Here is a 21,065-nt window from a genome sequence, read left to right on the forward strand (position 1 = left end):
CCGAAACCGCAGGACAGGACCTGGAACGAGGACTGATGGACCAACCGATCGACCGGCGGCGGACCGAGCAGCTCCCGGGTGTGCTCGCCATCGACGCCGGCAACAGCAAGACCGACGTCGCCCTGGTCGGCGCCGACGGCACGGTGCACGGCTCGGCGCGCGGCGGCGGCTTCCAGCCGCAGCTGGACGGTGCCGAGGAGGCCGTCGCCGGGCTCGCCCCGCTGGTCGAGGCGGCGGCCGCCGAGGCGGGCCTGAGACCCGGCGGCGGGGTGATCGCCACCCGGGTCAGCGCCTGCCTGGCCAACGCCGACCTGCCCGTCGAGGAGCAGCGGCTGCAGGCCGCGCTCGCCGCCCGGCCGTGGGGGCTGAGCAGCGCGGTCGCCAACGACACCTTCGGCCTGCTGCGGGCGGGTACCGACGGGCCGCGCGGGGTCGCGGTGGTCTGCGGCGCCGGCATCAACTGCGTCGGTCTGCTGCCCGACGGCCGTACCGCGCGCTTCCCCGCCCTCGGCCGGCTCACCGGAGACTGGGGAGGCGGCGGCGGGCTGGCCGCCGAGTCGATGTGGCACGCCGCCCGTGCCGAGGACGGCCGAGGACCCGACACCGCACTCGCCCCGGCGATCGCGGCGCACTTCGGGCTGGAGAGCGCGACCGCCGTGGCGGAGGCCGTCCATCTCGGGCGGCTGGAGCGGCTCCGGCTGCACGAGCTCTCCCGGCTGCTGTTCGAGGTCGCGAAGACGGGGGACGCCATCGCGCTGGGGCTGATCGACCGCCAGGCCGCCGAGATCGCCGGCCTCGCACTGGTCGCCATGCGCAGGCTGGACCTGCTGGACCAGCCGACGCCGGTGGTGCTCGGCGGCGGGGTGCTGGCCGCCCGGCAGCCGCTGCTGATCGACAACGTCACCGCCCGGCTGGCGGCCTCCGCCCCGCTGGCCGAACCCCGGGTCGTGGTCGCCCCGCCGGTCCTCGGCGCCGCCCTGCTCGGCCTCGACCACCTCGCCGCCGCCCGGCTCGGCGGCGGCCCGGCGGCCGAAGGCCGGGTGCGCGCCGCCTACGCCATGCATTCGAGGGCCGCCTGACACAATGCCGGCCGATATCGTCCCGACCATGTCGGGCCGCACCGCCGGAAACGGTTCGAACCGCGCACCGACCTGACAGAATCACATTATTTTTCCAAGCGGACCGCCTTCCTCCCGAAGGCTCCCCGGGGTGCCGCGCACGGCCGTAATCTGCGCATATCCGCCGTACCAGGCCGTCCGGCACCTGCCGCCGCACCGTCCGCACCGCGTTGACCACGCACCGTGGGACAACTACTGTCACACCCAGTCACCCGAGAAAAGCACATGCCAGGAAATATGAAAGAGGTGCCGCAAGGGGATTACCTGGTCCGGCTTCAAGCCCCGTTCCAAGGTATTGGCAGAGTCGCCGCCGGTGAATTCACCCGGCATTCGCCCACCCGTGCCTGGAAATTCTCAGGGAATGGAAACGAACCGCCACCATCACCGGGGCCCTCCGTCACCCCCTGCTGTTCCCGAGCGTTCATGATGATGACGACCCAGAGGAGCCCATGATGGCGTACGTCGTGGAACGGGAGTTTCTGGACGACAAGGATGCCCTGCGCAGAGCACACGAGGCGCACTGGCAGTACCTGCGGCGGCTGGCGGACGCGGGCGAGCTGCTGGGCTGCTGCCCCCCGGGGGAGGACGGCAGCGGCGAGATACTGCTGTTCGAGGTCTCGGAACGGGAGTCGCTGCGCTGCCTGCTGAACGCCGACCCGCATGTGCGGGCCCGCCTGGTCACCCAGGAGCGGATCCGCGAGTGGCAGGTCATCCTCGGCAGTCCCGGCCTGAACTCGGAGGGCCCACCGCTCAGGGCGGCCTCCTCCCTGGCCGAGAGGGCGGCCTCCGCCTCGGGTGAGGGGTCGGAGCTGACCCCGCACGAACACAGGATCGCCGACCTGATGCTCGACGGTATGACGAACCGTCAGATCGCCGCGTTCTTCTCGGTCTCGCCCCGGGCGGTGGAGCAGCACATCACCCGGATCTACCAGAAGCTGTCCATCAGACGCCGGGCCCAGTTGGCGGCCGCGCTCCACGGCCGGTCCACGGTCCGGACCCAGACCGGACCGCGCCGCACCGCGGCGTAGCCGGTCCGTGCGGTCCGCCGCCCGGCTCAGGGCGGCGGACGGCACGAGAGGCGGTCAGCGGTTGGGGCGGACCCGCCAGTACTCCAGCACCGCGGCCCGCAGGGTGCGGGGCGCCGTCACGGCGGACGTGGCGTGCCAGACCGAGGAGTCGAAGGCGATCAGGGTGCCGGCCGTGGGCGCCAGCGAGCGGAACGGCGCCTGTCTCGGATCCCGGGTCTCGCGCACCTCGAAGTGGCCGCCGCCGTCGGCCGGCCAGTCCTGGTTGAAGTACAGCACCGCCGTGATCGCCTTCTCCGGCTCGTCGTGGTGCGGGGAGATGAACTCCCCGGGGGCGTGGGTGAACAGGCCGATGTCGCGGGGCAGCGACCACAGGTCCAGGTCGAGTTCGGCGCCCAGTCTGCGGGTGAACTCCTCACCGCGGAGCTCGTCGAGCAGTTCGGACCAGACCGGGGCGAGCTCCTCGGCGGCCGGCAGCCGTTCGCCGTCCCGGGACAGCCAGAGCGAGCCCATCTGGAACCGCTTCACCGGGTTGTCCACGACGACCTTGGTGAAGCGGTCCTCGTCCGGCTGGGTCCGGTTGAGCTCCCGCAGGTCGTCCCGGGTGAGCAGACCCTCGGCCACCTGGGCCGCTATCGACTCCTTGACCTTGCCGAACCGTGCTTGCGTGCTGAGCATCTGGCAGTCCTCTCATGGGAGTTGACACCGGGACGGCGATCTCCGCGTCCTGCCACGAGGCTATGGGCAGGGCACCTCGCCGAGCTGTACGGAGTCCCGTACCGGGCGCGGCAACCCGCCGGACCGGCCCCCGGCTCACAGCAGCGGAGCGAACCGGGCCACCACCTCCGCCGGCCCCAGGGCGCGGGTGATCTGGTAGAGGTCCGGGCTCTGGGCGCGTCCGCTCAGCGCGACGCGGACCACGTTCGCCACGTCCCGGACCGAACCCCGGTACACCTGCGGCTCCTTCAGCAGCGCGGCGGCGGTCGGTGCGAAGGACTTCCGCTCGGCCAGCGCCCGGATCCGGCCGAACCACTCCTCGGCGTCGCCGTCGTGGCGGTACTCCGCCGTGAAGTCGCGGGCGAGCTCGCGCACCAGCTCCGGGGCCAGCCCGCCGAAGGCCGGGTCCCCGGGACCCGCCACCGGGAGGTGCCCACCCGGCAGCAGGAAGCCGTACAGGCGGCCGAAGTCCGGCCAGCGGGCGAGGTCCTTGCGCGCTCTTCCGGTGCCGAACTGCGCGATCCGCGCGGCCTCGAGGGCCGCCTCCGGGTGCTCGGCCAGCACCCGGTGGCAGGCCTGGTCGTGCTCGGCCGCCCAGGCCGTGACGCCCGCCGACACCTCCCGGGGCGTCAGCGTGGAGATGTACTCGCGGCTGATCGAACGGAGCTTGGCCTCATCCACCATCGGCCCGGCCAGGCCGATCTCGCTCAGCTGCACGGGTTCGGCGAGCGCCTTCTCGGTGGGCAGGTCGAAGAGCCGGCTGTTGGCCAGTCCGCGCAGGTAGTGCTGGAGTGCCTGCGCCGGGTAGCCGGCGGCGAGGAAGTAGGCCGCCGAGGACTCCGGGTCCTTGCGCTTGCTGAGCTTGCGCCGGCTCGGCCCGTCGACCTTCATCAGCGGGGAGATGTGGGCGTACACCGGGGGCCGGAAGCCCAGCGCCTCGTGCAGCTGCCGGTGCAGCGGGAGCGAGGACAGCCACTCGTCGCCGCGCACCACCAGGGTGACCCGCATCAGGTGGTCGTCGACCACGTGCGCGAAGTGGTAGGTGGGCAGCCGGCGGCCGTTGGCCTCCGACTTGAGGATGACCGCGTCGTTCCCGTTGTCCAGCATGGTCACCGAGCCCCGGACCCGGTCGGCGAACCTGACCCGTCCCGGGAAGGGCCGCGGGCAGCGGAACCGGACCACATAGGACTCACCGGCCCGCACCCGCCGGTCGGCCTCGGCCGGATCCAGGTTCCGGCAGACCGCCCACCGGCCGTAGTAGCCAAGCTGCGAACGGGACTTCTGCTGCTCCTCGGCGGCGGCGGCGAGCTCCTCCGGGCCGCAGAAGCACGGGTAGGCCAGAGAGTCCCGCAGCAGTTCGCGGACGTAGCTCAGATAGATCGCCTCGCGGTCGGACTGCCGGTACGGGCCGTAGGCGCCGCCCTGCTCGTCCTCGTCGGGCATCAGCGAGAAGTACTGGAAGATCCGCTCGAAGTCGGCTGCGGCACCGGCCACTTCGCGGCTCTGGTCGGTGTCCTCGATCCGGACCAGGTACCTCCCACCGGTGCGGCGGGCCAGGTCCTGGGCCAGGGTCGCGACGTACACGCCGCCCAGGTGCATCGAACCGGTCGGGCTCGGGGCGAACCTGGTCACCTCGGCACCCTGGGGCAGATCGCGCTTCGGGTAACGGTCCTCCCAGTCCTGCGGGCTGGGGAGGTCCGCGGGGAACCACGAGTTCACAAGATCACGTGCGGGCATGGCGGACTCCCTGGATCGGTCTGGATTCCCGGCCGCGGCAGAGCGCCGCGACCCGCTGAGCAGAACCGTAGGCCGGGAGTCCGGGCAGCCGGGAGCTTCGCGCGGGGTACCGGTGCGGGAACCCGAACACCCCCCGGGCCCGAAGTCCTTCCGCGGTGCGCGGATGGGTGATGCTGTGCTTCCCGGAACACCCGGCCGGCGGGTCGGATGTTCCGGGGGAACAGACACCGAGGGTGGAAGGACGATTCCGTGTTACGACTCCTGCCGCTGGGCCTGGGCGCCTTCGCGGTCGGCACCGATGCCTACATGACCGCCGGGCTCCTGCCCGGCATCGCGCACGACACCCACGGCTCGCTGGCCGCCGTCGGGCAGTTGGTCACCGCCTTCACCCTCTGCTACGCGCTGCTCGCCCCGCTGCTCGCCTCGCTGCTGTCCGCATGGCGGGCGCGGCGGGTGCTGCTCTCCGCCCTCGCGGTCTTCACCGTCGCCAACCTGCTCACGGCGCTGTCCGGTTCGACCTTCGAGCTGCTGCTGGTACGCGGCGCGGCCGGGGTCGGCGCGGGACTGTTCATGCCGGTCGCGGCCACCGCCGCGGCCGCGATGGTCGAGCCGGCCAGGCGGGCCAGGGCGCTCGCCGTGGTACTCGGCGGACTCAGCTCGGGTACCGTGCTGGGCGTCCCGATCGGCCTGGCCCTGGCGGACCACTGGAGCTGGCGGGCGGCGCTGTGGCTGGTCACCGCACTCGGCGCGATCGCCTGGCTGGGCCTGGCCCGGCTGCTCCCCGACCTGGACGCGGGCGCCACACCCGGCCTGCGGGGCCGCCTCACCCAGCTGCGCGACCGGTACGTCGGCAGCGTGGTGCTGACCACGTTCCTGCAGACCACGGCGAGCCTCGGGCTCTACACCTACCTCGCCCCGGTGCTCCACGGCTCGATCGCCACCTGGCAGTTGTGGGTGTGGGGCCTGGGCGGGGTGATCGGCAGCTTCGGCGTCGGGCCGCTGATGGACCGCTGGGGCAGGCCCGCGGTGTTCTCGGCGGTCCTGCTGACGGCCCTCGCCCTGGCCCTGGCCGGTCTGTCGCTGGTCCACTCCCCCGCCGCCGTCGCGCCGCTGCTGCTGGCGTGGGGGGCGGTCGGCTGGGCGTTCGTGGTGCCGCAGCAGCACCGGCTGCTGGCCTCGTCGCGCGGCGGCCCGGCGGCCCTCGCCCTGAACAGCTCCGCCACCTACCTGGGCGGTTCGGCCGGCTCGGCGCTCGGCGGGATCGCCCTCGCCCAGGGCCTGTCCGCGGCCACCGCCCTGCCGCTGCTGGCCTCCGGCGCCGCGCTGACCGGGCTGCTGGTCCAGTTCGCCGGCCGGACTCTGGCGGCACCGGCCGCCGAGGCCCGGTCCGCCGAGGCCTCGAACACCGGGGCCCCGGCCGGTGAACCCCGACCCGGCGAACCCCAGCCCACCGAACCGTAGCCCCACCGCGGACCCGCCGGCCCGAACGCCGCGCCCGGGCCGCACCCCACCGCGCCCCACACCCACCGAGCCGTGTACCGCCCTGCGCGGGCCACCCTCGACAACCGCAGGAGGCAGCCGTGAAGTTCGGCGTCAACGTTCCCAACTACGGTGCCGGCACCTCGCCGCAGAGCATCGCCCGGTGGGCCGGGCACCTGGAGGGGCTCGGGTACCACCACCTGATGCTCTCCGACCACGTGGCCATCACCCCCGAGGTGCAGCAGCTCTTCGCCGCACCCTTCTACGACCCGTTCACCACCCTGGCGTGGCTGGCCGGCACCACCGAGCGGATCAGCCTCGGCACCACGGTGGCGATCCTCCCGTACCGCCACCCCGTGCACCTGGCCCGGGTCATCGCCAACATCGACCAGATCAGCGGCGGGCGGTTCATCTTCGGAGCGGCGGCGGGCTGGGCCCCGCGCGAGTTCGCCGTGCTGAACACCCCGTACCGGCGGCGCGGCGAGGTCAGCGACGAGTACCTGGAGGTCATCCGGGCCTGCTGGAGCGACACCACCGCCTCCTACGACGGCCGGCACGTGTCGTTCCGTCAGCTCGCCACCGAGCCGCTCCCGGTACGGCGGCCCGACGGCCGCACCATGCCGCCGGTCTGGATCGGCGGGCACAGCCACGGTGCGATGCGCCGCGCGGTCCGCCTCGGCGACGCCTGGCACCCCACCTCGGTCACCGGCGCCTGGCTGACCGAGATCGGCCTGCCCACGCTCAGGAAGATCGCGGCGGACCACGACCGCCCGGTGCCCGTGCTCAACCCCCGGATCAAACTCCGCATCACCGACGGCGATCTGGGCCACTACCGGGTGCTCGGCGAGGGCTCGCTGGACCAGATCCGCCGCGACCTGGACCTGCTGCAGCGGCTCGGCGCGCAGTCCGTGGTCCTCGACCCCACCTACCCCGGCGAGCCCCGCGGGCACGCCCGCGCCGAGGCCGACCTCAAGGCGCTGGAGCTGCTCGCCGAGCGGGTGCTCGATCTGGAACAGGAGAGCCTGCGCTGACGTTGCTTCAGGGGCCGCTCCCCCGGTGCCGCACCGGGCCCACCCGAAGGAGAACCGATGAGTACCGTCGGCGAGCCCCGCGCGAACCGGGGTCGCATGGTCGATGTCGACCTGCGGAAACTGCGAGTCCTGCGTGAGCTGGAGCGCCGCCAGACCATCAGCGCGGTCGCCGAGGCGCTCCATCTCACCGCCTCGGCGGTGTCCCAGCAGATCTCCTCGCTCAGCCGGGACCTCGGCGTTCCGCTCACCGAGCCGGTCGGCCGCCGGATCAGGCTGACCGGCGCGGCACGCCTGGTCCTGGAACACGCCGAGCAGATCTTCGCGCAGGTCGAGCAGATGTACGCGCAGCTCGCCAACTACCAGGAGGGCGGCATCGGCGAGGTCACCATCACCGGTTTCGCGGGGGTGCTCTCGCCGCTCGTCCTGCCCGCGGTCGGCATCCTGAAGCGGGAGCAGCCGGAGCTGCGCACCGTGCTGACCGAGGTCGACCCGCCGGTCAGCTTCGACAAGCTGGCCCGCGGCGAGACCGATGTGGTGATCGCGGCGGAGTCGGCGAGCGCCCCGGTCACGGACACCCGCTTCCACAAGGTGCCGCTGATGAGCGAGGGCTTCGACGTCGCCCTGCCGGTCGGCCATCCGCTGGCCGACGCCGCCGAGATCGCGCTGGCCGACCTCGCCGAGGAGGCCTGGATCTTCGCGACCGTGGGGATGTGCCAGGACATCCCGCTCGCCGCCTTCGCGGCGGCCGGCTTCACCCCGCGGTCCGCACACGCCATCGGGGACTGGCACGCCACCTTCACCGCGGTCGGCCTGGGCATGGGCATCTGCCTGGTCCCCCAGGTCGCGCGGCCCGCCACATGGGCCGGCGTGGTGCTGCGCCCGTTCGCCGACGCGCCGAGCCGCAACCTGTTCGCGATGGTCCGCGAGGGCAGCCAGACCGCGCCCGAGATCACCTCCGCCCTCGGCGCTCTGCGGGGCGCCGCCCGCGAGGCGGCCGCCGACGTTCCGGGGTGCGACCTGCACCCGATCGCCTGACCGTCAGCCCGGGATGACGAATCGTTAGACCGGGCTGAAAGGTGACCCTCGGATTCTCTCGATGGACGCCCGCCCCTGCCGGATGTGAAGCTCTTTACCGAGGCCGAACGGCGCGACAGCCGGAAGCCGGACCCCCGCACCGCGAACCACGTGGCACACCGCCGCGCTGTCCGCCGTGTCCTCATCGGGAATCGACGCCTTCAGAAAGCAGGGAGAACCATGTCCAAAGCGGCACTGCTACGGCTTAGCTCACTGAGTCTGCTGTGGGGCTCGGTGTTCCTGTGGATCAAGATCTCGGGCTACGCCTTCTCCCCGGTGGAGATGGTCTTCGCCCGGCTGGTCCTGGGCGCACTGGTCCTGCTGGTCTTCGGCTTCGCCCGTGGCCTGCGCTTCCCCACCGACCCGAAGATCCTCGGTCATATGACGGTCGCGGCCCTGCTCGGCAACGCGGTCCCCTGGCTGCTGTTCGCCGAGGGTGAGCGGACCGGAGCCAGCTCCATCGCCGGCATCGTCAGCGGCACCGGCCCGGTCTGGACCCTGACCACCGCACTGATCCTCGGTTCGGAGAAGCGGCTCGGCCTCCCCCGGCTGGCCGGCATGGTGCTCGGTCTGGCCGGTGTCGTCCTGGTCGCCGCACCCTGGGACCACAACACCCCGATCAGCGTCGGCACCGTGGTGTGCTTCCTGATCGGCGCGATCAGCTTCGGCTCCAGCTTCGCCTACGTGGGCAGGTTCCTCGGCGGCAAGGGGGTCCCCTCGCTGATGCTGGCCGGCGGACAGCTGAGCATCGCCGCGGTCCTCACCCTGATCGCCATGCCGTTCCTCGGTTTCGAGGCCATCCACTGGCGCACCGACTCCACCATCAGCCTGATCGTCCTCGGCATCGTCTGCACCGGTTTCGCGGTGCTGCTCAACACCGAGATCATCACCAAGGACGGCCCGGCCGCCGCGGCCACCGTCATCTACCTGATGACCGTCGTCTCCGTCATCCTCGGCGCCATCTTCCTCGGCGAGTCGCTCGCCTGGACCGTCGTGGTCGGCACCGCGGCCGTGCTCGGCGCGGTCGGCCTGCTGCGCCGCAAGCCCGCGGAGAAGGCGCCGGCCCCGGCCGCGGCCGCCTCGGGTGCGCCGGTCACCGCCCAGGCCAAGTGATCTGACGGCCAGTCAGCAACGCCAGCGGATTCCCGGACCGGTCGGTCGCCACAGGGCGGCCGACCGGCCGCGCAGACCCGGCAGGAGGAGGAGACCTACCGTGCCCTACACCGTTGAACGAGTGATCCGGGTGGACGACCGGAACGCCGCCCACCTCCGCCAGGCCTACTGGACGTACTGGCAGCGGCTGGCCGAGCGGGGCGTACTGCTCGGCGGCGGCCCCCGCGACGACGTCCGGGGTGACGTCCTGATCATCGAGGCGCCGGACGAGATGGCCCTGCGCCGGATCCTGCGGGAGGACCCGTACGCCAGGGAGCGCCTGGTGATGGAGACCCGCACCAGGTCCTGGGCAGCGGCCATGGGCCATGTGATGCTCGCCGGGATGGAGCGGGCCGTCGCCCCCCGGCCCACCGGTCCCGCACCGCACGGCGAACGGACGGCGGAGAGCCGCCGGACCCCGGACGGCGGCCCGGCCGGCAATTCGGCCGGTGAATTCCTCACCCCGCATGAGCAGCGGATCGCCCGGATGATGCTGGAGGGAATGACCAACCAGCGGATCGCCCAGCAGTTCGAGGTCTCCACCCGGGCAGTGGAACAGCACATCACCCGGATTTACCGGAAACTCTCCATCAAGTGCCGGGCCCAGCTCGCCCAGGCCCTGCACGAGGCACAGGCCGGCCCCCGCCGCATGCGGCCCCGACTGACTGCGTAATTCCGTAGTACCGACTGCGTAATCCCGAAGTACGTAATCCCGAAGTGCGCGATCCCGAAGTGCACGATCCAGAAGTGCGCGATTCCGTAGTGACCCGCCCGGCCGGCTGAACCTAGGGTCGGTGGACGACCCCAGTCGGCACCAGGTACCGGCGGGCCGGGCCGACACCCCGTAGTCGGCCCGGCCCGCCACTTCCGTTTTCCCCGGGAAACGGTTCACCCAGCGACGGGTTTGAAATACCGACAGGCTGTGCGGATTTCCGTAGTGCCACCGGCAGAACGTCATCCATATGGTTATGGCATTGCTTCCAACCGTGGGATGAGGTTCCGATGACCCTGCAATCCGCAGCAAAGCTCGGACTGGTGGTTCCCTCCGGAAACGCGGCCGCGGAACCGGAGATCGGCTGCCTGGTCAGGCCCGCCATGAATGTGCACACCTCCCGGTTCCCGAATATCACCGGAAAGGACCTGCGCGCCCGTCTCGACATCTACAACGAGGTCCTTCCCTCCGTTATCGGAGGATTCGGCCGGCTCGCCCTGGACGCCGTGGTGGTGGCCTGCAGCGGCTCGCACTACCTACTGTCGCCCGAGGGCGACCGGGAGTTCTGCGAGCGGCTCGGCGACGAGGCCGGCGCCCCGGTCGCGTCCTCGACCGTCGCCACCCTCGACACCTGTGCCGACCTCGGCCTGACCAAGGTGACGCTGGTCTCGCCGTACGAGCCGTGGCTGACCGACATCTCCGCGCAGTACTGGGAGGCGGCCGGCCTGACCGTCAGCCGGGTCGTCAAGGTCAAGGCGGGCGACCGTTACTCGCCGTACGACGTGAACACCGGGGAACTGGTCCGCCAGGTGCTGGACACCAAGCCGGCCGACGACGAGGCGCTGCTGCTCACCGGCACCGGGATGTTCACCTTCGAGGCGCTGGCGGAGATCAGTGCCGGGAACGACCGGGTGCTGCTGACCTCCAACATCTGCTCCGCCCGCTGGGCGCGCAAGCAGGTCGGCGCCGCCCCGTTCGAGGGCGAGCAGCCCTGGCTGCTCAAGCGCCTCTCCGCCCAGGCCGGTGACGCGTGAGCGAGCCACAGGTCTTCCCCCGGCCGGAGGTCGGGGGAGCGCGCGCCGCCGGCAGGCGTGCGTTCGGCGAAAGCGCCGCCGGACGAGGCGGGGAGGAGGCATGAGCGCCGGCATCCCCCCGGTCGTCGTCGCGGGTGCGGGACCGGTCGGGCTGACTGCGGCCCTGGTACTCGCCCAGGCCGGAGTCCCGGTGCTGGTGCTGGAGCAGGCGGACCAGCTCTCCACCGCCTCCCGGGCCTCCACCTTCCACCCCTCCACGCTCGACCTGCTGGACGGTCTCGGCGTCGCCGAGGACCTGCGGGCGGTCGGCCGCCGGGTGGACCGCATCCAGTGGCGCGATCTCGACCAGCGGGTCCTGACCGAGATCGACTACGCCCTGCTGGCCGGCCGCACCGGCCACCCGTACCGCGTCCATGTCGAGCAGGCCAGGCTCACCCCGCTGCTGCTGCGCAAGCTGGCCGTCCTGCCGAACGCCGAAGTCCTGTTCTCCACCGAGGTGTTGGACGTCAGGCAGACCCGTTCCTCGGTGCGCGTGTGGTACCGGGAGCGCGGCGGGCGGCGGACCTGCCTCCAGACGCCCTACCTGCTGGCCGCGGACGGCGGCCACAGCACGGTGCGCCAGGCCCTGGGCCTGCCGTCCGAGTCCCGTTCCTACCCGTCCTACGCGCTCCGGGTCGTCACCGACACGCCCCTGGACGCACTGGTCCCCGGCCTCTCACCGCTCGCCTACGTCCGCGACGCCAGGCAGTCGTTCAGCGTGCTCGGCATGCCCGACCACTGGCGGCTGATCTTCCGCATCCCGGGCGACACCCCGCAGGACCAGGTCGTCGAGACGGGGGCGGTGCGGGCACTGCTGGAGCGCAGCCTGCCGGCCGTGCACCGCGCGGTGCGGGTCAGGGACGCGCACACCTACCGCCTCTCCTCCTTCGTCCTGCCCGACTACCGGGTGGGCCGGGTGCTGTTCGCCGGTGACGCCGCCCACCTGACCTCCACCGCCGGCGGCATGAACATGAACTGCGGCCTGCACGACGCCGTCGCCTGGGGCCGCGCCCTGGCCGACGTCCTGCTGCACGGCGCGCACGAGGAGGTGCTGCGGGCCACCGCGCGGCAGCGCCGTTCCACCGTGGTCGACGCGGTCATCCCGCGCAGCGAGCAGCGCACCGCCGGCCTGGCCGGCGGCCTCACCGAGGCGCTGGCCGAGGTCCGACGCACCGCCGAGGACCCCGCCCTCGCCACCGACTTCCTCTTCAAGGCCTCACTCCTGGACTGCTCCCCGAACCGACAACTCGTCTCCTGACCACCCACGAAGGGCGGTACGACATGCGAATCTGGTTCCACAAGCACACCGTCGAAGGCCGGCTGCCACTGCTCGACCAGTGGTACCGCGAGCACCTGGACGCCATCACCAGCGCCGGCACCGTCGTCGACATCAAGACCCTGCCCGCCGACACCTACCCGGGTGACACCCCGTTCGGCCTGGTGGGACACCACTCGGCCCAGGTCCTGTTCAGCGAGTACTTCGCCCACTCGGCCGCCCGCGCCGAGCGGGAGGGCTACGACGCCTGGATCACCGCCGCCGGCCAGGACCCCGGGCTGCGCGACGCCCGCCACCTCGCCGGCATCCCCACCCTCGGCTACGGCGAGACCGCCTTCCACCTCTGCGCGATGACCGGGCAGCGGTTCGGCCTGCTGGGCTTCATGCCGCTGCTGCAGGAGCCGATCCGGGCCAACATCACCCGCTACGGGCTGGACTCCTCGCTGGCCGCGTACGAGGTGGTCCCCGGCGGCTGGGACGGCGTGCACAGCTCGCTGGAAGGCGACTTCGACCGGTTCATGACCGTCTACACCGAGGCCGCCGAACGCGCCCGCAAGGCCGGTGCCGAGGTCATCATCCCGGCCGAGGGCATCCCCAACGAGATCCTCTGGCACCTGGGCGTCCGGGAACTGGCCGGCCTGCCCGTGGTCGACCCCGCCGGACTGGCCGTCAAGTTCGCCGAGATGTCCGTCAACCTGCACCGCCTGGGGATCTTCTCCCGGTCCGAGGCCGGCTACTGGCTCGGCCGTCCGGACCCCGCGATCACCGAGCACCTCGAAAAGGTCTTCATCGGCTCAACCCTGACTGGAGCGTGACCGACCGTGAACCTCAACCTCAACAACTCCGCCGACGCCATCGCCGCCCCCGGCACCTCCCGCCTGCCGCTGCACCGGCCGCGCCGGCTGCGCCGCACCCCGGCGCTGCGCCGCCTCACCGCCGAGACCCAGGTCAGCGCGAACAACCTGATCATGCCGCTGTTCCTGCGCGAGGGGATCAGCGAGCCCCGGGAGATCCCCTCGATGCCGGGCGTGTTCCAGCACACCCGCGAGTCCCTGCGCAAGGCCGCGGCCGAGGCCGTCGCCGCCGGGGTCGGCGGACTGATGCTCTTCGGCATCCCGCTGCACAAGGACCCGACCGGCAGCGGCGCCGTGGACCCGGAGGGCATCCTGCAGACCGCGCTGCGCGAGGTGGTCGCCGAGGTCGGCGACAGCACCGTGGTCATCGGTGACATCAACCTGGACGAGTACACCGACCACGGCCACACCGGCGTCCTCGGCGCCGACGGCGACGTCGACAACGACGCCAGCATCCGGCTGTACGCGCAGGCCGCGGTCGTCCAGGCCGACGCCGGTGCGCACATCGTCGCGCCCAGCGGCATGATGGACGGCCAGGTCGGCCACATCCGCGCCGCCCTGGACGCGGCCGGCCACCAGACGGTGGCCATCCTGGGCTACTCCGCCAAGTACGCCTCGCACTTCTACGGCCCGTTCCGCGACGCCGTCGAGTCCTCGCTGAAGGGCAACCGCAAGACCTACCAGCAGTACCCCGGCAACATCCGCGAGTCGCTGCGCGAGGTCGACCTGGACCTCGCCGAGGGCGCCGACATGGTGATGGTCAAGCCCGCCCTGCCGTACCTGGACATCCTGCGCATGATCGCCGACCACGTGGACGTGCCGATCGCGGCCTACCAGGTCTCCGGCGAGTACTCGATGATCGAGGCCGCCGCGGCCCGCGGCTGGCTCGCCCGCGAGGAGTCGATCATCGAGGCGCTGACCTCGATCCACCGCGCCGGCGCCTCGATGATCATCAGCTACTGGGCCACCGAGTTCGCCCCGCGGCTTTCGATCTGAGCGGCGCGGCGCCCCGCAGCAGACCGGCGCGGCGCCCCACCGCCGCCGGATCCACGCGCCCGTACGGCGCCCCCCGTCTGTCCCTACAAGACAGTTAGGTGTGTCACGACCGTGGAACCATCCGTCAAAACCGACTCGGGCAAGTCGGACTCCAACCTGCTGGTGCTCGGCATCAGCCACGCAACGGCACCGCTCGACCTCCTGGAACGGCTCTACGAAGCCCCGAACCCCCTGGACGACCTGGTCAGCCGGATCTCCGCCCGCGAGGACTTCAACGCCGCCGCGGTGCTGTCCACCTGCAACCGCATGGAGGTCTACGTCGAGGCGGCGCCCGCCGCCGACTCCACGGCCCTGGCCGAGATGCTCGCCGAGCACACCGGCGTCAGCGCCGAGGAGATCGTCCCCTACCAGTACACCCACGTCTCCGGTGACGCCCTGCGCCACCTCTTCCAGGTCGCCTCCGGACTCGACTCCGTCGTCCTCGGCGAGGACCAGGTGCTCGGCCAGGTCAAGGACGCCCTGGAGCGCTCCCAGCGCACCGGCAGCACCAGCAAGGTGCTCAACCAGGCCCTCCAGGCCGCCCTGCGGGTCGGCAAGCGGGCCCGCAACGAGACCGGGCTCAACGAGGCCGGGCGCTCCCTGGCCACCGCCGGGCTCGCCTTCTTCGAGCGCCTGGTCGGCTCGCTCGAGGGCAAGACCGCCCTGGTGATCGGCGCTGGCTCGTTCGGCGGCGTGGTGCTGGCCGCACTGCGCAGGTCCGGCCTGCTCCACGTCCACCTGGCCAACCGCACCCCGGACAAGGCGCAGCGGCTGGCCGAGACCGCGGGCGGCACCGGCCACTCCCTGGAGGAGGTGCCCGGGCTGCTCGCCGAGGTGGACGTGGTGGTCAGCTGCACCGCCTCCACCGAGCCGCTGGTCACCCGGGAGGACGTGGCCGCCGCCATGGCGGCGCGCGGCGGCCGCGAGCTGTACCTGCTGGACCTCTCGCTGCCCCGCAACATCGACCCGGCCGTCGGCGAACTGCCCGGCGCCGTCCTGGTCGACCTGCAGCGCATCGCCCGGGAGGGCAACGGCGACGACCTGTCGGCGGCCAGTGTGGCCAGTGCCCACACGATCGTCGACGACGAGGTGGAGAGCTTCGCCGCCGCCCAGCGGGTGGCCCGCGCCACCCCGATCCTCGCCACCATGCGCACCACCGCCCATGAGGCCGCCGCTTCCGAACTGGAGCGCCTGGCCAAGCGGTTGAGCAGCATCGACGACCGCACGCAGAAGGAGATCACCCAGAGCGTGCGGCGCATCGTCGAGAAGATGCTCCACCTGCCCACCGTGCGCGTCCGCCAACTGGCCGACGCCCCCGACGGCGCCGTCTACGTCGACGCCCTCGGCAAGCTGTTCGCCCCCGAACCGAGCGCCCAGAGCGCCCAGGAGGTCATGGTATGAGTGCGATTTCCCAGCTCTGGGAGGCGGACTCGATAGCCGTCATCGGCGCGACCGAACGCGCCGGAGCACTGGGCCGCAAGCCCATGGACTATCTGCTCCGCTACGGCTACAAGGGCCGTATCCTGCCCATCAACCCCAAGGCCGGCGAGGTCCTCGGTGTTCCGGCCTACCCCAGCCTGAAGGACGCCCCCGGTCCGGTCGACCTGGCACTGATCATGGTCTCCGCCGACCGGGTGGCCGGCGCGGTGGACGACTGCGTCGCGGCCGGCGTGCCGCTGGCCGTCATCGCCTCCTCCGGCTTCGCCGAGACCGGACCCGAAGGCGCCTCGCTGCAGGCCCGGATCGTCGAGCGGGCCCGGGCCGGCGGACTGCGCCTGATCGGCCCGAACTGCATCGGCGCCGTCAGCTACAACAGCCGGGTGCTGGCCACGTTCAGCCCGCTGTTCGGCGCGGACGAAGTCCCCTTCGAGCCCGGCTCGCTGGCCTTCGTCAGCCAGAGCGGCGCGCTCGGCTTCGGTGCCGCCAGCCTGGCGCTGCAGCGCGGACTGCGCCCCGGCTGGGTCGTCAGCACCGGCAACGACGCCGATGTCACCGTCCTGGAGGTGCTCCAGGAGCTGGCCAAGGACCCCGAGTGCCAGGGCCTGCTCGGCTACCTGGAGGACGTGCCGGACATCGAGGCGCTGAAGAGCATCAGCGCCTCGGGCAAGCCGGTCGCCCTGCTCAAGTCCGGCCGCACCGAGGCCGGTGGACGGGCCGCCGCCTCGCACACCGGAGCCCTCGCCACGGACGACCGGGTGCTGGACGCCGCGCTGCGCCGGCTCGGCATCGTCCGGGTCGACGACATCGACGAACTCCTGGACGTGGCCCACGCGTTCGAGTTCCCGTTGCGGCCGCGCGGGCCGCGGGTCGCGGTGGTCACCACCTCCGGCGGCTCCGGCATCCTCGCCGCCGACGCGGTGGAGAGCCACGGCCTCCAGCTCAGCGAGCTCACCCCGGAGAGCAAGGCCGCGCTGAGCGAGATCGTCCCCGCCTTCGGCGCGGTGGACAACCCGGTCGACATCACCGCGATGGTGCTCAGCGACCCGACCCTGTTCGACCGGTCGCTGGACGTCCTGATCGCCGACGACACCGTCGACATCATCATCGCGTGCTTCTGCGTCATGGCCAGCAGCGATGTCCAGAAGGCCGTCACCAGCCTGGGGAAGGCCGCCCGCAAGGGCGGGAAGCCGGTCCTGGTGGCCCGCACCGGCGCCGACTTCCTGGCCCCGGACGCGCCCGCCATGCTGCGCGAGGCCCAGCTGCCCGAGTACCCGACGCCGGCCCGCGCCCTGCGTGCCGCCGCCGCGCTCTGGCAGGTCAGCCAGGAGCGCGTCCCGCTCGAGGCCGCCGAGGCCGGTCCGGACTCCGCGCCGGCCCCCGCGCCCACGGCCACCGAGCCCGAGCTCAAGAAGCTGCTCGCCGACGCGGGTGTCAGGGTGCCCGAGGGCCGTCTGGCGACGGACCGTCAGGACGCCGTGGCCGCCGTCCGCGAGGTCGGCGGACGGGCCGTGCTCAAGGCCGTCGTCCCCGGCCTGCTGCACAAGACCGAGGCAGGCGGTGTCCGGCTGGGCATCACCGAGGAGACGGCCGCCGAGGCGTACGACGCCCTGATCGCCCTGGGCGGCGACGTCCTGGTCGAGGAGCTCGCCCCGGAGGGGATCGAGGTCATCGTCGGCGCCCGCAGCAGCGCGCTCGGCCCGGTGCTGACGGTCGGCCTCGGCGGGATCCTCACCGAGATCCTGGACGACGCCAGCAGCCGCCTGCTCCCGCTCGCGCCCGGTGAGGCCGAACGGATGATCGCCGAGCTGAAGGGCGCGGCGATCCTGGGCGGGGCGCGCGGCTCGGCCGGCTCGGACACCGCGGCGCTGGCCGACCTGCTCCAGCGGGTCTCCGAACTCGTCGCCGGCTGGCCCGACGGCTTCGAGCTCGACCTCAACCCGGTCCGGGTCCTGCCGCAGGGCGTGATCGTCCTGGACGCGGCGTACAGCACCACCGCCTGACCGAAGGCCCCGTCCGGTGGCGGCTCCGACCGGTGCCGCCACCGGACCCCCGCTCGGCCCGCCACTTCCCCCGGGCCGGGCGGTGGCCCGGTCCTGCGATCTCCCTCGACCTTCCCGATCCGACTTCCCGATCTGACTTCCCGATCTGACTTCCCGATCTGACACGAAAGGCAGCGCGATGACCGCTGTAAGCCCGACCGCCACCTCCTCCCGGCTCTTCGAGCGCGCGGCCACCGTGATCCCCGGCGGGGTGAACTCGCCCGTGCGGGCCTTCGGTTCGGTCGGCGGCAGCCCGATCTTCATGGCCTCCGCCAACGGCCCGTACCTCGTCGACGTCGACGGCAAGGAGTACGTCGACCTGATCTGCTCCTGGGGACCGATGATCCTCGGGCACCGCCACCCCGCCGTGCTGGAGGCCGTCCGCGGCGCGATGGACCACGGCACCTCCTTCGGCACCCCCACCCAGGGCGAGATCGCCCTGGCCGAGGAGATCGTCTCCCGGGTCGAGCCGGTCGAGAAGGTACGCCTGGTCAGCTCCGGCACCGAGGCGACCATGTCGGCCGTCCGCCTCGCCCGCGGCTTCACCGGGCGCAACAAGGTGGTCAAGTTCGCCGGCTGCTACCACGGCCACGTGGACGCCCTGCTGGCCTCGGCCGGCTCCGGCCTGGTCACCCTCGGCCTGCCGGACACCCCCGGCGTCACCGGCGCCCAGACCAGCGACACCATCGTGCTGCCGTACAACGACCTCGCGGCCGTCGAGCGGACCTTCGCCGAGCACGGCGGCGAGATCGCCTGCGTCATCACCGAGGCCGCGCCCGGCAACATGGGCGCCGTACCGCCGCTGCCCGGCTTCAACGCCGGTCTGAAGGAGATCGCGCACCGGCACGGCGCGCTGTACATCTCCGACGAGGTGATGACCGGCTTCCGGGCGAGCCGCGCCGGCTGGTTCGGCCGCGACGGCGTCGCCCCGGACCTGCTGACCTTCGGCAAGGTCATGGGCGGCGGGTTCCCCGCCGCGGCCTTCGGCGGCCGGGCCGACGTGATGGACATGCTGGCCCCGCTCGGCCCGGTCTACCAGGCCGGGACGCTCTCCGGGAACCCGGTGGCCACCGCCGCCGGTCTGGCCACCCTCCAGCAGTGCACCGACGAGGTGTACACCAGGCTGACCCGGGCCGCCGACACCATCGGCGCCGAGGTCTCCAAGGCACTGTCCGAGGCGGGTGTGGCCCACCGGCTGCAGTACTCCGGCACCATGTTCTCGGTCTTCTTCAGCGAGCAGGAGGTCGTCGACTTCGACGGTGTGAAGGCCTCCGAGTCGTTCCGGTACACCGCCTTCTTCCACAGCATGCTGGAGCAGGGCGTCTACCTGCCGCCGTCCCCCTTCGAGGCGTGGTTCGTCTCCGCCTCGCACGACGAGCGGGCCGTGGACCGGATCGTGTCGGCGCTCCCGGCGGCCGCCCGCGCCGCGGCCGGGGCCCGCGCCTGACGGCGCCCCGCCCACGACGGCGGCGGCCGCACCCGGATTCCGGGTGCGGCCGCCGCCGTCGTGTCGTCCGCCGACGCAGCGTCAGTCGGACACGCTCAGCTCGACCCGGATGTTGCCCCGGACCGCCTTGGAGTACGGGCAGCGCCCGTGCGCAGCCTCGGCCAGTTCCAGCGCCGTCGCCCGGTCCAGACCGGGCAGGCTCACCCGCAGGTCCGCACTGATCCCGTACCCCGAGTCGTCGCGCTCCAGGTGGACCCTGGCCGTCACCACGTCATCGTTCAACGGCACCTTCCGCTCGCGCGCGGCCAGCCGCAGCGCGCTGTGGAAGCAGGCCGCGTAGCCGGCGGCGAACAGCTGCTCCGGGTTGGCGCCGGTGCCCGCTCCGCCGAGTTCCTTCGGCATGGTCAGCGCCAGCGAAAGAACGCCGTCGGAAGAATTAACCGCACCGGAACGGCCATCGCCGCTCGACGCCACCTCGGCAGTGTAGACAATCCCCATGACACATACCTCTCCGTTGAATTCTGCTGGCCCGGCATGAGCCCCAACCAGCAAACCAGACAACGGTGTTCGCCACATCGAAGGCCGCCCGTATACCTTCGGCACTCCGAAGCGGGAAAGACCCAGGAGCAATCCCGCTACGGAATTCCGAAGCCCGTTCCCAGGGGCCGGCTGAGAGAATTCCGAAGACTCCCGGATTCCCCGGGTGATTCCACCGATCCCCCTTCGCGGGCGGACTGGACAGAGGGAAGGCACTGCTATGGGGCCCTTGGACGGCATCCGCGTCATCGAGCTTGCGAGTACCGCGCCATGCGCCTTCGCCGGCACTCTCCTCGCGGACCTCGGGGCCGACGTGGTACGGGTCGACCGGCCGCCGCGGACCGCTCCGACCGACGCCGCGCCGCCGGCCGATCCGCTGGGCCGCGGCAAGCGCTCCCTCGCCCTGAACCTCAAGGACCCGGCCGACCAGGACACCCTGCGGTCCCTGCTGGACCGGGCCGACGTCTTCCTGGAGGGCCTGCGCCCCGGCGGCTGCGAGAAGCTGGGCCTCGGGCCCGACGTCCTCCAGGAGCGCAACCCGGGCCTGATCTACGCCCGGATGACCGGCTGGGGCCAGCAGGGCGCCTGGGCCGAGCGCCCGGGCCACGACCTCACCTTCCTCGCCCTGGCCGGCGCGCTGGACGCGGACCGCGCGGGCGGCGCGGCGCCGCTGCCGCCCTCCACCTACCTGTCGAGCTTCGCCGGCGGCGGCATGCTCCAGGTCCTCGGCGTCCTCGCCGCGCTCGCCGAGCGCGGTTGCTCCGGCCTCGGTCAGACGGTGGACGCCGCGATGGTCGACGGCGCCGCGATGCTGACGGTGATGATCCAGCAGTGGCGGCAGGCGCCGGGCATGAAGACCGTCACCGACGCGCCGTTCTACACCACGTACGCCTGCAAGGACGGCCGGTACATGGCCGTCGCCGCGATCGAACCGCACTTCTACACCGCGCTGCTGGACGGACTCGGCCTGACCGGCCAGGAGCTGCCCGACCGCGAGGACCCTTCGGTCTGGCCGCAGCTGCGCGAGCGGCTCGCCGAGGCCTTCCTCGGCCGGGAGCGCGAGCACTGGGTGAAGACCTTCGACCAGCAGGAGGCCTGTGTCGTCCCGGTGCTGACCGCGGCGGAGGCCGCCGTCCACCCCGTTCTGCGCGAACGCCGCACCTTCACCGAGGTCGCGGGTCAGCCCCAGCCCTCCCCCGCCCCCCGGCTGAGCCGCACCCCCGGCCGGATCAGCCGCCCGGCCCCGCTTCCCGGCCAGCACACCGCCGAGATCCTCGCCCAGTGGGCGGCCCCCGCCTCCTGAGCCCGCTCGGCCCCTG

18 protein-coding genes are annotated in these 21,065 nt (G+C 72.3%); 15 read left to right on the forward strand and 3 right to left on the reverse strand.

The features are described from left to right. The first annotated feature begins 35 nt into the window (after positions 1-35). Positions 36-1,079 carry an N-acetylglucosamine kinase gene (locus ACSMTC_RS11925; protein WP_436559646.1) on the forward strand — a complete coding sequence of 348 codons (1,044 nt, stop codon included), beginning with the start codon at positions 36-38 and terminating at the stop codon, positions 1,077-1,079. Between the two features lie 491 nt (positions 1,080-1,570). After that, positions 1,571-2,146, forward strand: a complete 576-nt coding sequence (locus tag ACSMTC_RS11930; protein ID WP_436559647.1) for a LuxR C-terminal-related transcriptional regulator — start codon at positions 1,571-1,573, stop codon at positions 2,144-2,146. Positions 2,147-2,200: 54 nt separating this feature from the next. Here ACSMTC_RS11930 and ACSMTC_RS11935 read toward each other — a convergent pair whose 3' ends face one another. Both ACSMTC_RS11935 and ACSMTC_RS11940 read right to left on the reverse strand, forming a co-directional pair. Further along, a complete protein-coding gene (locus ACSMTC_RS11935; protein ID WP_436559648.1) occupies positions 2,201-2,821 on the reverse strand; it encodes a 2OG-Fe(II) oxygenase in 621 nt (206 codons plus the stop codon). 135 nt (positions 2,822-2,956) lie between these two features. After that, positions 2,957-4,597 carry a glutamate--tRNA ligase gene (locus tag ACSMTC_RS11940; protein ID WP_436559649.1) on the reverse strand — a complete coding sequence of 547 codons (1,641 nt, stop codon included), beginning with the start codon at positions 4,595-4,597 and terminating at the stop codon, positions 2,957-2,959. Between the two features lie 249 nt (positions 4,598-4,846). Here ACSMTC_RS11940 and ACSMTC_RS11945 point away from each other — a divergent pair, with 249 nt between their 5' ends. The 12 genes from ACSMTC_RS11945 (at position 4,847) to hemL (ending at position 19,209) form a co-directional block, all read left to right on the forward strand. After that, the gene (locus tag ACSMTC_RS11945) at positions 4,847-6,058 is read left to right on the forward strand and encodes an MFS transporter (protein ID WP_436559650.1); all 1,212 of its coding nucleotides are present in this window, start codon (positions 4,847-4,849) and stop codon (positions 6,056-6,058) included. Between the two features lie 119 nt (positions 6,059-6,177). Beyond that, positions 6,178-7,107 (forward strand): TIGR03619 family F420-dependent LLM class oxidoreductase, encoded by a 930-nt coding sequence (locus ACSMTC_RS11950; protein WP_436559651.1) that lies wholly within the window; start codon positions 6,178-6,180, stop codon positions 7,105-7,107. A gap of 57 nt (positions 7,108-7,164) precedes the next feature. Further along, positions 7,165-8,142 (forward strand): LysR family transcriptional regulator, encoded by a 978-nt coding sequence (locus tag ACSMTC_RS11955; RefSeq protein ID WP_436559652.1) that lies wholly within the window; start codon positions 7,165-7,167, stop codon positions 8,140-8,142. A 219-nt stretch (positions 8,143-8,361) separates the two neighbouring features. Then, positions 8,362-9,294 carry a DMT family transporter gene (locus ACSMTC_RS11960; RefSeq protein WP_436559653.1) on the forward strand — a complete coding sequence of 311 codons (933 nt, stop codon included), beginning with the start codon at positions 8,362-8,364 and terminating at the stop codon, positions 9,292-9,294. A 100-nt stretch (positions 9,295-9,394) separates the two neighbouring features. Then, positions 9,395-10,006: a LuxR C-terminal-related transcriptional regulator gene (locus ACSMTC_RS11965; protein WP_436559654.1), complete on the forward strand. Its 612-nt coding sequence runs from the start codon at positions 9,395-9,397 to the stop codon at positions 10,004-10,006. 329 nt (positions 10,007-10,335) lie between these two features. Next, entirely contained in the window at positions 10,336-11,079 is a 744-nt protein-coding gene (locus ACSMTC_RS11970; RefSeq protein WP_436559655.1) for a maleate cis-trans isomerase family protein, read from the forward strand. Between the two features lie 100 nt (positions 11,080-11,179). Beyond that, positions 11,180-12,376 (forward strand): FAD-dependent oxidoreductase, encoded by a 1,197-nt coding sequence (locus ACSMTC_RS11975; RefSeq protein WP_436559656.1) that lies wholly within the window; start codon positions 11,180-11,182, stop codon positions 12,374-12,376. A gap of 23 nt (positions 12,377-12,399) precedes the next feature. Then, the gene (locus ACSMTC_RS11980) at positions 12,400-13,209 is read left to right on the forward strand and encodes an aspartate/glutamate racemase family protein (RefSeq protein ID WP_436559657.1); all 810 of its coding nucleotides are present in this window, start codon (positions 12,400-12,402) and stop codon (positions 13,207-13,209) included. A gap of 6 nt (positions 13,210-13,215) precedes the next feature. After that, positions 13,216-14,244 carry a porphobilinogen synthase gene (hemB, locus tag ACSMTC_RS11985; RefSeq protein ID WP_436559658.1) on the forward strand — a complete coding sequence of 343 codons (1,029 nt, stop codon included), beginning with the start codon at positions 13,216-13,218 and terminating at the stop codon, positions 14,242-14,244. A 111-nt stretch (positions 14,245-14,355) separates the two neighbouring features. Then, positions 14,356-15,684, forward strand: a complete 1,329-nt coding sequence (gene hemA / locus ACSMTC_RS11990) for a glutamyl-tRNA reductase (RefSeq protein WP_436559659.1) — start codon at positions 14,356-14,358, stop codon at positions 15,682-15,684. Further along, positions 15,681-17,723 carry an acetate--CoA ligase family protein gene (locus tag ACSMTC_RS11995; RefSeq protein ID WP_436559660.1) on the forward strand — a complete coding sequence of 681 codons (2,043 nt, stop codon included), beginning with the start codon at positions 15,681-15,683 and terminating at the stop codon, positions 17,721-17,723. The genes hemA and ACSMTC_RS11995 overlap by 4 nt, the downstream gene beginning before the upstream one ends. Before the next feature lie 178 nt (positions 17,724-17,901). Next, positions 17,902-19,209: a glutamate-1-semialdehyde 2,1-aminomutase gene (gene hemL, locus ACSMTC_RS12000; RefSeq protein ID WP_436559661.1), complete on the forward strand. Its 1,308-nt coding sequence runs from the start codon at positions 17,902-17,904 to the stop codon at positions 19,207-19,209. A gap of 81 nt (positions 19,210-19,290) precedes the next feature. Here hemL and ACSMTC_RS12005 read toward each other — a convergent pair whose 3' ends face one another. Beyond that, positions 19,291-19,707, reverse strand: a complete 417-nt coding sequence (locus ACSMTC_RS12005; RefSeq protein WP_436559662.1) for an organic hydroperoxide resistance protein — start codon at positions 19,705-19,707, stop codon at positions 19,291-19,293. Positions 19,708-19,966: 259 nt separating this feature from the next. Here ACSMTC_RS12005 and ACSMTC_RS12010 point away from each other — a divergent pair, with 259 nt between their 5' ends. Beyond that, positions 19,967-21,049 carry a CaiB/BaiF CoA transferase family protein gene (locus tag ACSMTC_RS12010; protein WP_436559663.1) on the forward strand — a complete coding sequence of 361 codons (1,083 nt, stop codon included), beginning with the start codon at positions 19,967-19,969 and terminating at the stop codon, positions 21,047-21,049. The last annotated feature ends 16 nt before the right edge of the window (positions 21,050-21,065 follow it).

The organism is Kitasatospora sp. HPM-01-4 (genome assembly GCF_051374625.1).
Lineage (GTDB): Bacteria > Actinomycetota > Actinomycetes > Streptomycetales > Streptomycetaceae > Kitasatospora.